Genomic DNA, 12,747 nt, shown 5'->3' with positions numbered 1-12,747 from the left:
ACCGGCGCGCCGTCGGCCCTCGCGGAGTCGTAGTCTCGGAGTCGCACGACCAGGTGTGCGTCTTGACAGGCCGCGCGCCATCCCTGGACAGGCACCACGCTCACGCTGGGGCGCAAGCACACTGCTCCGGGGCGGCGAGGACACTGCTCTCGACGGGCGGACCGGCGGGCAGCCCGATACTCGTCGCCCGCGAACAAAACAACTGATCTCGCAAGAACCGAACGCAACATCTGATCTCGCAAGAACATGGGTAACTCACCGGGTACCCCCAAAACCCGAGCGGCACCCAACGCAGGACCTGAACGCAAATCCCTCATCACCCAACTAGTACGGCCTAAAGACGCGGAGAGGCGGACAGTGAGTACGAATCAGGGGGCCCTCTGGGGCGGGCGTTTCGCCTCCGGGCCGGCCGAGGCCATGGCCGCGCTGAGCAAGTCGACGCATTTCGACTGGGCGCTGGCCCCCTACGACATCCGCGCGTCGAAGGCGCACGCGCGGGTACTGCACAAGGCGGGCCTGCTGTCCGACGCCGACCTGTCGGGCATGCTGGCCGGGCTGGATCGGCTTGCCGCGGACGTGGATTCGGGTGCGTTCGGCCCCGCCGAGTCCGACGAGGACGTGCACGGCGCGCTGGAACGCGGCCTGATCGAGCGGGTCGGCGCCGAACTCGGCGGCAGGTTGCGGGCCGGACGGTCGCGCAACGACCAAGTGGCCACCCTGTTCCGGATGTGGTTGCGCGACGGAATGCGCCGGGTGGCCGCTGGTGTGCTCGCGGTGGTGGACGCGCTGGTGGAGCAGGCCGCGGCGCACCCGGACGCGGTGATGCCGGGTAAGACCCATCTGCAGGCGGCTCAGCCGGTGCTGCTGGCCCACCATCTGCTCGCGCACGCCCATCCGCTGCTGCGCGACCTCGATCGGCTGCGCGATTTCGACAAGCGTGCGGCGGTGTCGCCCTATGGTTCCGGCGCGTTGGCGGGCTCCTCGCTCGGGCTCGACCCGGAGGCGATCGCCGCGGACTTGGATTTCGACGCGGCCGCGGCCAACTCGATCGACGCGACCTCGGCGCGGGACTTCGCCGCCGAGGCCGCGTTCGTGCTCGCTATGATCGGGGTCGACCTGAGCCGGATGGCCGAAGAGGTGATCCTCTGGAGCACACCGGAATTCGGCTATGTCACGCTCGCCGACGCGTGGTCGACCGGGTCCTCGATCATGCCGCAGAAGAAGAATCCGGACGTCTCCGAGCTGACCCGCGGTAAGGCGGGCAGGCTGATCGGCAACCTCACCGGGCTGCTGGCCACCCTGAAAGCGCAGCCGCTCGCCTACAACCGTGACCTGCAAGAGGACAAGGAACCCCTGTTCGACTCGGTCGCGCAACTCGAACTGCTGCTCCCGGCCATCGCCGGCTTGGTCTCGACGCTGACCTTCCACACCGACCGCATGGCCGAACTCGCACCCGCCGGTTTCACACTGGCCACCGACATCGCCGAATGGCTGGTCCGCCAGGGTGTTCCGTTCCGTGTCGCGCACGAGGCGGCGGGCGCGTGCGTGCGCGCCGCCGAATCCCGCGGCGTCGGCCTCGATGACCTCACCGACGAGGAGTTCGCCGCCATCGACCCGGCGCTGACCGGAAAGGTGCGCGAGGTCCTCACCGTGCAGGGATCCATCGCGTCCCGCGACGCCCGTGGCGGAACGGCTGGTGTGCAGGTCGCGGCGCAGCTCGACGAGGTGCGCCGGGCGGCGTCCGCTGCCCGCGCCTGGCTCGGCTGAACCGTTCGCGTTCGCTCCCCGGCTCGGCTGGACCCCTAGTCCTCGCCAGCGTTCAGTCGCCGAATAATATTGTCGGCCAATCGATTCGACTCCACGCGAGCCTGCGAAGACGATGCAGCCCTGCGCTGCTGAACCGCAAGTCGCCGGCGCAGTTGTGCCAGGCGGTGGTCGCTGTGCGTGCCCGGCTCGGCTGATCCGGGTTCCGCTGTACTGCCCGCCGCGGATGACTCCTCTGCGCGGAGGCCAGGCTTCGCGTCCGGTCTACCCGACGATGGCGATGTCGGCTCCGCTGAACAGCAGGTCGCTGCGGCGCGGGACGGTGCGCCCGGCTTCCGGCACGAGTTCGGCCTCCGGCGCCAGTTCGTGTAGCTGCCGGAGGAACACTTCGACGGCCAGCGTGGCCATGCTCTTGCCGGGACAGACATGCCTTCCGAACCCGAAGGTCACTGGCAGCTTGCCGGTCCCGTGCAAATCCAGGCAGTCCGGGAACGCCTCGGGATCGCGGTTGGCCGCGGCGAACAGCACCAGCACCGGTCCCGCGGGCAAACGGGTGCCGCTGGCCAGCACGACCGGCGTCCTGGCTCGACGTTTCCACGCCACCAAGCCGGGGTCGAGCTGGAGGATCTTCGCGGCGACTCGTCTGTTGCCTTCCGGGTCGGCGAGCAGGTTCCACCACACCCGCTCCGGATCGTCGAGCAATCGCTGCACGCCTTGCTGAATGCTGCCGCTCACCGTGTGTACTCCGGCGGCGAGCGAATTCGCCATGGCCGACACCGCGAGCCGATGCGAGAGACCGGCGTCGCGAAGCCTGCGCGCGAAACCGATTGCCTCGCTGCGGCGGCCCGCGCGCACCGCCTTGCTGCTCACCGTGAACAACCAACCGAGCGCGCTCACCGCGTCGGCCAGTTCGCGTCCGCGCAGTTCGCGTCCGAGCAGTCCCGATTGAGCGCCGCTCCAGGCGGCTACGTGCGGCCAGTCGGCGGCGGCCAGGCCGACGGCCGCGCCGACCGTCCGCGCGGCGTACGCGATCGACAACGCCGTGATGTCGAGCGGCGATCCGGATCGATATCCCGCGTCGCGCAGCGCGTCGTGAAAATGCTCGGCCATGGCCGCTGCTCGGTGCGGCCGGTCTCCTGCGGGAATGGTGAAGTGCCCGGACGGACCGGCCATGGTGTTCCACACCCGTTTGTGCAGCCGGTCGTCGGTCAGGTTGGCGGTCGCCTTGGCGGGCGTCGGAACCAGGTGCCGCAGGAAATGCGGGATAGCTCGTGGCGTTGTCGCGATCCGCGGGTAACCCACCAGCGGGTCCAGCGAATTCGCGTTGGAGATGCCCGGTGTCGTCGCGTCCAGCACTTCGCGCACATCGGCGTACTTCCAGATCATGTGCAGTCCGGACGGATGCCGGTAGGTCGGCTCCGGCCATTCGTGCAATCGTCGGTACCGTTCGTCGCGTTCGGCGTACGACATCTCATTGCAGGTCAGCTTGTCGAAGGGGAATTCCGTCCCAGCGACCATCGGCTCGCGCACGACGCGATCGTATGGATCCGGGGCAAACAATGCCGACCGGTCTTTCTCGAGTGTGGGAAGCCTCACTCCGGATCATCGCGCATCGAACCGGTGCCGGCCACTCGGCGCTGGCTACGCTGCGGCAATGACCTTGCTGTTGCTTGCCCTCGCCATCGCCTCCGAGGTGACCGCGACCGTCTCGCTGAAGCTCTCCGACGGATTCACCAAGCTCACTCCCTCGATCGTTGTCGTCGTCGGATACTGCGGGGCGTTCTACTTCCTGGCCCAGGCATTGAAGCGCGGCATGCCGATCGGGGTGGCCTACGGCATCTGGTCGGCGGTGGGGGTCGCCGCGATCGCGGTGATCGGCGTGCTGTTCTTGAACGAACGGCTGAGCCTGGTGCAGGTCGGCGGCATCGCGCTGGTGATACTCGGCGTGCTGGCGCTGGAACTCGGTGGCGCGCGTTGAGATTCGGCTCTGCGGGTCGCGCCCACTCAATCCGACACGCGGACAACGTATCCCGCGTTGGATAGCGCGGTGAGCACGTCGTCACGATGGGTGGGACCTCTGGTTTCCAGCGTCAGCGACACCTCCACTTCGTCGATCGCCAACCAGGTGCCGGTCCGGGAATGTGCCACGTCGACCACGCTGGCGCCGGTCTTGCCGACGACGGCCAGCAGCGCGCCGAGCGCGCCCGGACGATCGGAAATCGTCACGCGCACAGCCAGATAGCGGCCCGCCGCGCTCAGCCCGTGGCCGATCACGCGGGTCAGCAGGAGCGGGTCGATATTGCCGCCGGACAAGATCGCGCAGACCGGTCCACGCAGATCGAGGTCCTCCGGCGCGTGACTCATCAGCGCGGCGACCGCCGCGGCACCGGCCGGTTCCACGATCAGCTTCGCGCGTTCCAAGCACAGCAGCAGCGCCTGCGACAGCGCTTCCTCATCCACGGTGACGATGGCCGAAACATGCTCGGCCACGTGGGCGAACGGCACGGCGCCTGGCTGCCCGACCGCGATGCCGTCGGCCATGGTCGACATGCGATCAACCCGGACCGGACGGCCCGCCGCCAGCGAGTCCGGCCAAGCGGCCGCCTCCGCGGCCTGGACGCCGATCACGCGCACCTGCGGCGCCAGATGATGCAGGGCGACCGCGACCCCCGCCAAGAGCCCGCCGCCGCCGGTGGGCACCAGCACCGTGCCCACCTCGGGCAGTTGCTCCAGGATCTCCACACCGACGGTCGCCTGTCCGGCCACGATGTCGGGATGGTCGAAGGGGTGGATGAGCGTAGCCCCGGTGCGGTCGGCGAAATCCAGTGCGGCGTCGAGTGACTCGTCGATGGTCTCGCCGACCTGACGCACCTGCGCGCCGTACGCCTTGGTCGCCATGAGCTTCGGCAGCGACGCCCCGATCGGCATGAAGACGGTCGATTCGATGCCCAGCGAAGCCGCCGACCACGCGACGCCTTGCGCATGATTGCCGGCGCTCGCGGCGACGACGCCGCGCGACCGCATCTCCGGCGGCAGGTTCGCGATCCGGTGGTAGGCGCCGCGCGGCTTGAACGATCCGGTTCGCTGCAAGTTCTCGCACTTCAGCCACACCTCGGCGCCCGCGCGCTCGGACAACACCCGCGACGCCACCAGCGGCGTGCGGCGGATCACCGGAGCGAGCAGCTTCGCGGCCGCCTCGATCCGCGCCATCTCGACCAACACCATGCCGCCATGCTGCCACTATGGCCAGCAGGGGGACTACGGTCAGGCGGCCCTGGCGAGATTGTGGGCGAGTGCGCCCAGTCGGGCCAAGCGGGCGTCGCCCAGTGGCGTGAGCTTGCTGCCCAGCCGATTGGTGACGAAGCCGAGCGACATTCCGGTCGCCGGATCGGCGAAGCCGCCGGAGCCGCCCAGGCCGAAATGGCCGAAGGCCGAGATCGGATCGGCCTTGGACGGTTTCATCGGCACGCCGTGGTAGCCCAGCGCCCAGGGAATACGGAATGCCAGCACATAGTCCGGTGTGAACACCTGCCGCCGGGTCATTTGCTCGATGGTGTCCGGGCGCAGCAAGTGGTATCCGTCGAGCTGTCCGCCGTTGGCGAGCGCGCCGTACATACGGGCCAGCGCACGGGCGGAGAAGACGCCGTTCAGGCCCGGCATCACCGAATTGTGCAGGCGCGAATCGGCAACCAGCTCGGCGAAGCCCACCGGCGTGGTATCAGCGGCGGCCGCGAACCGGGTGCGCGCCATCAGCCGGGAGCCACGCTCCCAGCTCATCCCCGCGACCGTCAGCCGCGGGAAGTTGGTGGCGATGCGTCCACGCGCGGATTCCGGGACTCGGAACCACAGTTCTTCGGCCGCAAGCGGTTGCGCGATCTCGGTACGCAGCGCATCGGTGAAATCCGTTCCGGTGACCCGGCGCACCAGCTCGGCGGCGAGATGCCCGTAGGTGATGCCGTGATAACCGCTGGTCACCTTGTGCCGCGGATCGGGCGCTGCGGCCGCGAGTGCTGCGGTCACGGCCGCGTCGTCGAAGAATCGCTCGACCGGTCCCGGCAGCAGCCCGCGCAGCCGGTGCAGCCCGGCTCGATGGCTGAGCATCGCGCGGACGGTGATGCGATCCTTGCCCGCCGCCGCGAACTCGGGCCAGTACGCTGCGAGCGGCTCGTCGTAGTCGATCAGGCCGCGTTCGGCCAACCGGTGCACCAGCGTGCTGGCGACGCCCTTTCCGGTGGAAAACGCCATCGCGACGGTGTCCTGCGCCCACGGAACCCCGGAGTGCGCGAATCCGGCCCAGACATCCACGACGGGCTTGCCGTGCAGGTAGACCGCCAGCGCCCCACCGCCGTCGGACGGCCGCCGGAACAGCCGGTCGAACTCGGCGACCAGGCGTGCGAAGCGGCGGTCGACCAACTGTGCTGCCGAGTCTGTCATCGGAAACTTTCCTGTCGTACGGTCCGTTCAGCATCGCACGCCCTGGGACGCGCCGACCCGACCCACCCATGCGACCAGTCGGTTTCGTGCGACGACCGTCACACGAGTGACTTGGAACGCAACACGATTCGCTGCCGTATTGCCCTGCCGCCGAGGCGACGTTCGGCGCTGCTCGCGAGGTTGGTCGCCTGCGAGATTCCGGTTCCGGCACTCGACAGCGACCCGGACGCACGCAAGATCGTCACCGAGGTGTGCCGGGAGGCGGGACGGGCCCGGCGCGACTGTCCTGAGGCTGCGCAGACCTGTGCTCACAGGTGGGCATGCCGGGAGTGGCTGGCGGGGCGGCCGCGACGGTGACCGTGCAATCGCTGCTCACGCTCGGTCTGCGGGAAACGGGCGGGGGAGAGTTCGCCGCGTCGACGGGCCGAGCGGCACAGCGGCCCTGCCGCCGTTCGGCGCCCTGAACCTGGTCAGGCAGCCGCGGCGGTCGCGAGCCTACGCAACTCGGCGTCCGGGTCGGCAACGTCGACGATGAGCCGGGTAACTTCGGCGCCCGCCAGATCGATGTGAATGGCGTGGCCGTCGAAACGTGTGTCCCAGAATTCCTTGCGACCCTTGCCGCGGAAGGTGCCCGCCGCGATGACACCGGGGAAGAACGTGCCGGGTGTGCGCACCCACGGCGGGCGGCGGTCGACAGCGGCCAGGCCGAGCGCGGTGATATCGGAGAGATCGAAGGTCAACCGCTCGCGCAGCGCCAGCAGCTGATGTGCACCGAGCACGTGCACCGTGACCGTCGTCCCCGTGACCTCGAACTCGACCATCACGCACCTCATTTCACCGAGAACTCATACATCGTCAAGAATGCGGAACGGTCCTGGCCGGAGCCTGTGCCGTTCCTATGATTTCTCTCAGTTTCGGCACATGGCGTTACAGGGATATGCGCATCTGTCGATGTATCGACGATATCGATATCCATCGAATGCTGGGGAGTGGCGAGTTCCGAATCAGCCAGGACGGGGGTCCGTCCGGCGGCTGGATTCGTTGCGGAATGGGCTCGAGGCGGCGGAGCGGGTAGCGCGACGACTCAGTCGATGGTGCGCGGTGGTCGCCGCCTCGAACCAAGGGAATCGAACAGCTGAGGGAACGATCAGCCCGCTGACGTTCCCGTGGCGTGCGCGGGTTGGGCGATATCGAGCACCCCGGCCAGCCAGGGCGTGTAGGCGTCCGGATGGTCGGCCAAGGCGACGCGTAATGCGTCCGGTTGGATCCACGTGTAGTCCGCCACCTCGGCGGGGTCCGGTCGGGGTGTATCGATGGCCAGCAGTCCGATCAGCACGTGATCCCACTCGGCCTCGACGCGGCCGGTCCGCGGATCCGCGGCGTGATAGCGGTAGATCCCCGCTTCGGTCAGCGCCGCGGTCAACCCCATTTCCTGGGATAGTCGCAGCGCCGCCGCGGCGGCGACCGGTTCACCGGGAGCCGGGTGGCCGCAGCAGGTGTTCGCCCACAGCGACGGGAACCTGGTCTTCACCGCCGCGCGCTGCTGCAACAGCACCCGCCCCGCCGCGTCGAAGAGCAGCACGGAGAACGCGCGGTGCAGCATTCCCGGGGCCAGGTGAGCTTCGGCGACCGAACACGCGCCGACCGCGCGCCCCGCGTCGTCGACGAGTTCGACGGGCAGGGCCTCGCGGTCGGTGATCGGCTGGGCGAGGGTGTCGGTCACCTGCCCACCTTATCGGCGGCGATCAGCAGGTAGTGGAAGCTGCCCTCCCGGTAGGCGGTCAGGAACGGCTTCTCGACCCCCGTCGCGAGCTCGGATTCCGTGCGCAACTCCCAGTACGGGATGGTCGCCGCGGTGAGTTCGGTCACGGCGATGGGCACCAGGTGATTCTCGGCCATGGCGCGGAAGTACTCGCCACGCGGATGGATCATGCAGCCGTAGTGCGCGTCGATCCAGCTGACCGAGGAGGAACGTCCGCCGGTCACGTCGTTGGAGCAACCGGTGATGCACACGTAGCGCCCACCCGGCTCCAGCAGGCGGGAGAACTCGCGGAACAGCTCGAAAAGGTCCACGTACATGGTGGTCTCGTTGGTCCAGATTCCGCGCATGGAACCGGCCTCGAACCCGGTGTCCAGCATGTTGCGGAAGTGGAAACGCACCTTGTCCGCGACCCCGCGATGAGCGGCCTGGTCGTTGGCGAAGCCGACTTGGTATTCGGAGATGGTCACCCCGTCGACCTGGCAGCCGAAGCGCTGATTGGCCATGAAGCCGGTGCCGCCCCGGCCGGAACCACCATCCAGCAGCCGGTCGCCGGGGCGGATGTCGCCGAGGTGGTCGAGCAGGAAGTCTGCCTGTGCGGTTTCCAGCCGGTGCAGCTCGGTGACGATCCGCTCCTCGCGGGTGTCCTCCGGCCCGGTCAGCACGGACAGGTCGGGCTCGCCGATGCCGTAGTGGTGGTGGAAGAGACCGTCGACCTCGCCGAGTTTGGTATTGACCCGGTCGTCGTTCGGATTGTTGTTCCAGTACGCGGCGACGGACTTCTGGTAACTGGTACGCAGAACGGTCCCGGTCTCCGGGTTGAGCATGGTCATGCGCGATCATCCCCTCTCGGTGCGGTACTGCCTATTTCGGGTCGCTATAGCGTTTGCTGCCTGCGTGCCAGGCGCGGTTGCCGCCCATCCAAGCCCAGAGGCCGGCGAGGAAGCGGCGTAGCTCCGGGGATCCCGCCGCGGCCAACGGCGCCGCCTCGCGTTCGAATCGGTGCACCAGCTCGTCGTGCACCTCGGCGGTGCGCAGCACCGCCTCCCGGCGCGAGCAGCGCTCCTCGGCGGCCAGGACGGTCGGCAGGTTGAATTCCCTGCCGTCGGAAAGGTCTTCGCGCGCCATGGAATACAGGTCGTTCACCATCTGGCTGGCGAGCGCGGCCGTGGTGACCGCCCGGCGCACCGCCGGATCGGTGTACTCCGCCGCCGACAGCTCATAACCGCCGACCACGTCGGTCGGCGCCATGCACGGCAGGAAGCTGTGCGGCTGGCGGTTGGTGAGGTACTCCCACACCGGCGGCATTCGCCCCGCCGCCCGCCAGCCCGCCTCCGCGCCGAGCGCGATGAACCAGCCCGCGATCTCGGTGCGCAGCCGGGCCAGTTGGGCCGGGCTGGCGTAGCGGGCCAGGTGGGCGAAGGAGGTGCGGAACGCGCGCAGGATCGGGTCGGCGTCGAGGGCCGATTCGAGCTGGGCGGCGTAGCGCGCGGGTAAGTGGACCGGATCCATGGCGGCGGCGGCCAGCTCGAGCCTTGGCCCTAGTTCTGCCTCCGCACTGGACGGAGTTCCGTCCGGCGCGCGGTCATCGGCGTCCTCCTCGCAGTAGTAATCGTCCACCGACCATTCCGAGACGGCGCATTTCGCCACCGCCAGCAGGATGTCCGGGTCGTCGCAATCGGGATGCGCGAGCATGATCAGCCGCCCGAAGTCGGCGTCACGCAGCTCGTCCAGCCGCCCTTCGTACAGGCCGATATCCCTGGCCCAGTCCACGATGCCGTGATTGACGGCCGCGGCGAGTGCGGGATCGTCGCGCAGTGGTGGCGGACAGTACAGCGGGGGAATCGGGTCCTGATGATCGTGGTTCGTGGCAATGTCGAGCTCGGTCGGCCCGCGTTGAACACGTGCGGGGTTGCTCGCGCGCTCCCGTTCGGCTCGCGTGCCGGACGCCGGTGGCACGACGGTGCGCGCGGGTGACGCGCCGCCGTACCGGCCGAGGAACGTGGACGCCGTGCCCAGCCCGGTCGGTCCAGTGGGAACGCGTGGTACCGAACGTGTCGGCATACGCCCCGCCGCACCGGACTCGAGGATTGATCCCGGTGCGTCACTGGTCGGCACCGCTACTGTCGGCGCGCTGCCCGCGGCGCTGATTTCGGCGGCGCCCGGCGTGGTGCCCACGGCGGCGCTCAGCGTCCCCGTGCCCGGTGTGGTGTCCGGCGTGCTGGTGCGGTCAGCGGTCGAGAAATTCGCCGTGCCGCCGGAGAATTCGTCACCGTCGGAAGGCGCCGTCGGCCCCGCCGGGAAACCCGGGGCCTGCCTCGGAGGGGGTGCCGACCCCGCCGAGGTACCGCTGGGCGTCGTGGCGAGGTCGATCCGCTGGCGTGGAAGCAGCAGCGCGGCGGCGCCGAGGCCGGACGGACCGAGCGGGGCGCGCGGCGCGGCGACCGTTCGTCCGTCTCGCGGCGAATCGTGATGCGCAACAGCGGTTTCCGCTCGAAGCAGCTCGCGCGGGGCGGCCGTCCGGGTGTTGCTGAGCAGCGCGACGACGGCGGCGGCCACCTCGTCGGTCGCCTGGGCCGCCGCGGCGCGGGAGAGCACCGACATGCTCATCACCCCCGGTCAGTCCGCTTGCCGGGCGACCAGGACGTTGTCGAGCACGCCGAGCGCGTCCGGCACCAGCACGGCCGCCGAGTAGTAACAGCTGACCAGGTAGGAGATGATCGACTGGTCGTCGATGCCCTTGAAGCGCACGTTCAGGCTCGGCTCGTACTCGTCCGGGATGCCGGTCTGGTGCAGGGCGATCACGCCCTGGTCCTTCTCGCCGGTGCGCATGGCCAGGATCGAGGTGGTCTGGGTGTCGCTGACCGGGATCTTGCCGCACGGGAGGATCGGCACGCCGCGCCACGCGGGCACCCGGTGCCCATCCACCTCGACCGGGTCCGGGTAGAGCCCGCGCTTGCTGCATTCGCGTCCGAACGCGGCGATCGCTTTCGGATGGGCGAGAAGGAGTTTCGTGCTGCGGCGCATGCTGAGCAGTTCATCCATGTCGTCCGGCGTGGGCGGACCGGATTCGGTGGCGATGCGCTGCTTCAGGTCGCAATTGTGCAGCAGACCGAAATCGGGGTTGTTGACCAGATCGTGCTCACGCCGTTCGTAGAGCGCCTCGATGGTCAGCCGCAGCTGCTGCTCGACCTGGTTCATCGGGTCGTTGAACAGATCGGCGACCCTGGTGTGCACGCGCAGCACGCTCTGGGCGAGGCTGAGCTCGTATTCGCGCGGGGAGGCGTCGTAGTCGACGAAGGTGCCCGCGAGCAGCGGCTCGCCGGCATGACCCGAGGCGACCTCGATGTCGGCCTCGCCCTTGTTGTTCTGCGGGCGGGTGGGCGCGGTGGCGACGCTGGAAAGTTGCTCACGCAGCGTCGGAGCGTTGTCGAGCAGCTCGGTCAGCGATTGCCGGGGGAGAACCAGCATGGTCGTCCTGGTGACGGTCTTGACGGTGACCGGCCAGATCGCCGAGGAGTCGGTGAGCATGGCGTCGCCGAAGAAATCACCGCCCGCCAATATGCCGAGCTTGGTCTGCTCGCCGTACTCGCCCGACCCGATCTTGCTCAGTTTGCCGTGCACGATCAGCAAGACCTGATCCATCGGATTTCCGAATTCCGCTACGACAGTTCCCGGTTCGAGATCGCGCTGTTCGAAACGCCGTGCGAGGGCATGCAGTACTTCCTCGTCACCGAAATCGCGCAGCGGCGGCAGCTCGCGCAGTTCCAGGGGGATGACGCTCGCGGTGGAGCCGTCGATGACGAATTCCACCTCACCGTTGCCCAGGGTATGGGTCAGGCGGCGATTCACCCGGTACACACCGCCGCTGACCTGTGTCCATGGCAGCGCGCGTGTGAGCCAGCGCGAGCTGATGCCCTGCATCTGCGGCTCGGATTTGGTGGTGTGCGCGAGCAGCCCAGCCGTGCTGGTACTGAGGCTCTTGCGCGCGTTGTTTTCTGTTTGGAGCGGCATTTCTATGGTCATGCGTGCGTCCTCACCTCGAGGCGGCCACCGAGACAATCGATGGTGACGGGTTTGGGGGTTGGGTGGTACAGAGTCGTCGATAGTTCAGAGTCGCTGGGTCTTCACAACAAATCGGCAGACACGACGTGCCTGCGCAGCTCATCGAACGAAATCACCTACGCGCCATGGCGTTCCAGACGTGATCGATGGTAGTCCGTGAAACCGGCTGCGCGCAGAGAAATTTCGAAGATGCCTTCCTGTTCGCCGGATGGTTACGACACGCCGTCGATTCCGGTAACGGCGAATGACGTACTGGGCTGAATCGCCGAATTGCCTTCTGATCGCTGCGGATTAGCTATCGGCGGGACGCCTGGTTGGACTCCGTGGTCGTCACCGGCTCGGTGGTCGCGCTGGCCCGGCGATGATCCGCTTGGCCGAGCGCGTGCCAGGCCTCGTCCATTGGTGAGCTGGCTGCCGAGGCTATGGACAAGGTCGGCAAGGAAGGCGTCATCACCGTCGCGTAGATCAACACCTCGGGAGCGGCGGCCTTCTCCGGCGGAGCGGTACGTGCTGCGGAGGTTCGGCCGGAGCCGGGCCGCAACGACATGGTCGCCAGTGTGCCGACCGTCGGCGGCGTCTTGCGCGGCGTTCTGTGGTGAGCCGACAGGGGGCCGGACAGGTTCGTGAGCATGTGCATGAGCGGCGGACGCGGCGACCCGGCATGCGACGTGTCACAGCGGACACATAATGGACATGTGGTGTGGGAAGCTCGTCTGAACACCTCG

Annotated in this window: 11 protein-coding genes; 2 read left to right on the top strand and 9 right to left on the bottom strand. The window is 68.3% G+C overall.

What is annotated here, in order from left to right; all coding sequences use genetic code 11:
• Positions 1–357 precede the first annotated feature (357 nt).
• Positions 358–1,767 (top strand): argininosuccinate lyase, encoded by a 1,410-nt coding sequence (gene argH / locus OHA40_RS04550; protein WP_330231814.1) that lies wholly within the window; start codon positions 358–360, stop codon positions 1,765–1,767.
• Positions 1,768–2,028: 261 nt separating this feature from the next.
• Here argH and OHA40_RS04545 read toward each other — a convergent pair whose 3' ends face one another.
• On the bottom strand, positions 2,029–3,294 hold the full coding sequence (locus OHA40_RS04545; RefSeq protein ID WP_330231813.1) for a hypothetical protein: 1,266 nt from the start codon (positions 3,292–3,294) through the stop codon (positions 2,029–2,031).
• A 124-nt stretch (positions 3,295–3,418) separates the two neighbouring features.
• Here OHA40_RS04545 and OHA40_RS04540 point away from each other — a divergent pair, with 124 nt between their 5' ends.
• Positions 3,419–3,742 carry a DMT family transporter gene (locus OHA40_RS04540; RefSeq protein ID WP_330231812.1) on the top strand — a complete coding sequence of 108 codons (324 nt, stop codon included), beginning with the start codon at positions 3,419–3,421 and terminating at the stop codon, positions 3,740–3,742.
• 26 nt (positions 3,743–3,768) lie between these two features.
• Here the strand turns inward: OHA40_RS04540 and ilvA are convergent, their stop codons facing one another.
• The 8 genes from ilvA to OHA40_RS04500 all read right to left on the bottom strand — a co-directional run bounded on the left by ilvA (position 3,769) and on the right by OHA40_RS04500 (position 12,653).
• Positions 3,769–4,989, bottom strand: coding sequence for a threonine ammonia-lyase (gene ilvA, locus OHA40_RS04535; RefSeq protein WP_330231811.1), 1,221 nt, complete (start codon positions 4,987–4,989; stop codon positions 3,769–3,771).
• A 39-nt stretch (positions 4,990–5,028) separates the two neighbouring features.
• Positions 5,029–6,198, bottom strand: coding sequence for a serine hydrolase domain-containing protein (locus OHA40_RS04530; RefSeq protein ID WP_330231810.1), 1,170 nt, complete (start codon positions 6,196–6,198; stop codon positions 5,029–5,031).
• A 470-nt stretch (positions 6,199–6,668) separates the two neighbouring features.
• Positions 6,669–7,019 (bottom strand): hypothetical protein, encoded by a 351-nt coding sequence (locus OHA40_RS04525; RefSeq protein ID WP_330231809.1) that lies wholly within the window; start codon positions 7,017–7,019, stop codon positions 6,669–6,671.
• A 326-nt stretch (positions 7,020–7,345) separates the two neighbouring features.
• The gene (gene idi, locus OHA40_RS04520) at positions 7,346–7,921 is read right to left on the bottom strand and encodes an isopentenyl-diphosphate Delta-isomerase (RefSeq protein WP_330231808.1); all 576 of its coding nucleotides are present in this window, start codon (positions 7,919–7,921) and stop codon (positions 7,346–7,348) included.
• Complete coding sequence (locus OHA40_RS04515) at positions 7,918–8,790, bottom strand: geranyl diphosphate 2-C-methyltransferase (RefSeq protein ID WP_330231807.1); 873 nt, start codon at positions 8,788–8,790, stop codon at positions 7,918–7,920. Before OHA40_RS04515 ends, idi begins: the two co-directional genes overlap by 4 nt.
• Before the next feature lie 31 nt (positions 8,791–8,821).
• A complete protein-coding gene (locus OHA40_RS04510) occupies positions 8,822–10,561 on the bottom strand; it encodes a family 2 encapsulin nanocompartment cargo protein terpene cyclase (RefSeq protein ID WP_330231806.1) in 1,740 nt (579 codons plus the stop codon).
• A gap of 15 nt (positions 10,562–10,576) precedes the next feature.
• Positions 10,577–11,983, bottom strand: coding sequence for a family 2B encapsulin nanocompartment shell protein (locus OHA40_RS04505; RefSeq protein ID WP_330231805.1), 1,407 nt, complete (start codon positions 11,981–11,983; stop codon positions 10,577–10,579).
• Positions 11,984–12,317: 334 nt separating this feature from the next.
• Entirely contained in the window at positions 12,318–12,653 is a 336-nt protein-coding gene (locus OHA40_RS04500; protein ID WP_330231804.1) for a hypothetical protein, read from the bottom strand.
• Between the last annotated feature and the right edge of the window lie 94 nt (positions 12,654–12,747).

This window comes from Nocardia sp. NBC_00508, from assembly GCF_036346875.1.
Taxonomy (GTDB): Bacteria; Actinomycetota; Actinomycetes; order Mycobacteriales; family Mycobacteriaceae; genus Nocardia.
Note: the sequence above shows the minus strand (reverse complement) of the source record. Positions and strands in the feature narration are given on the sequence as shown.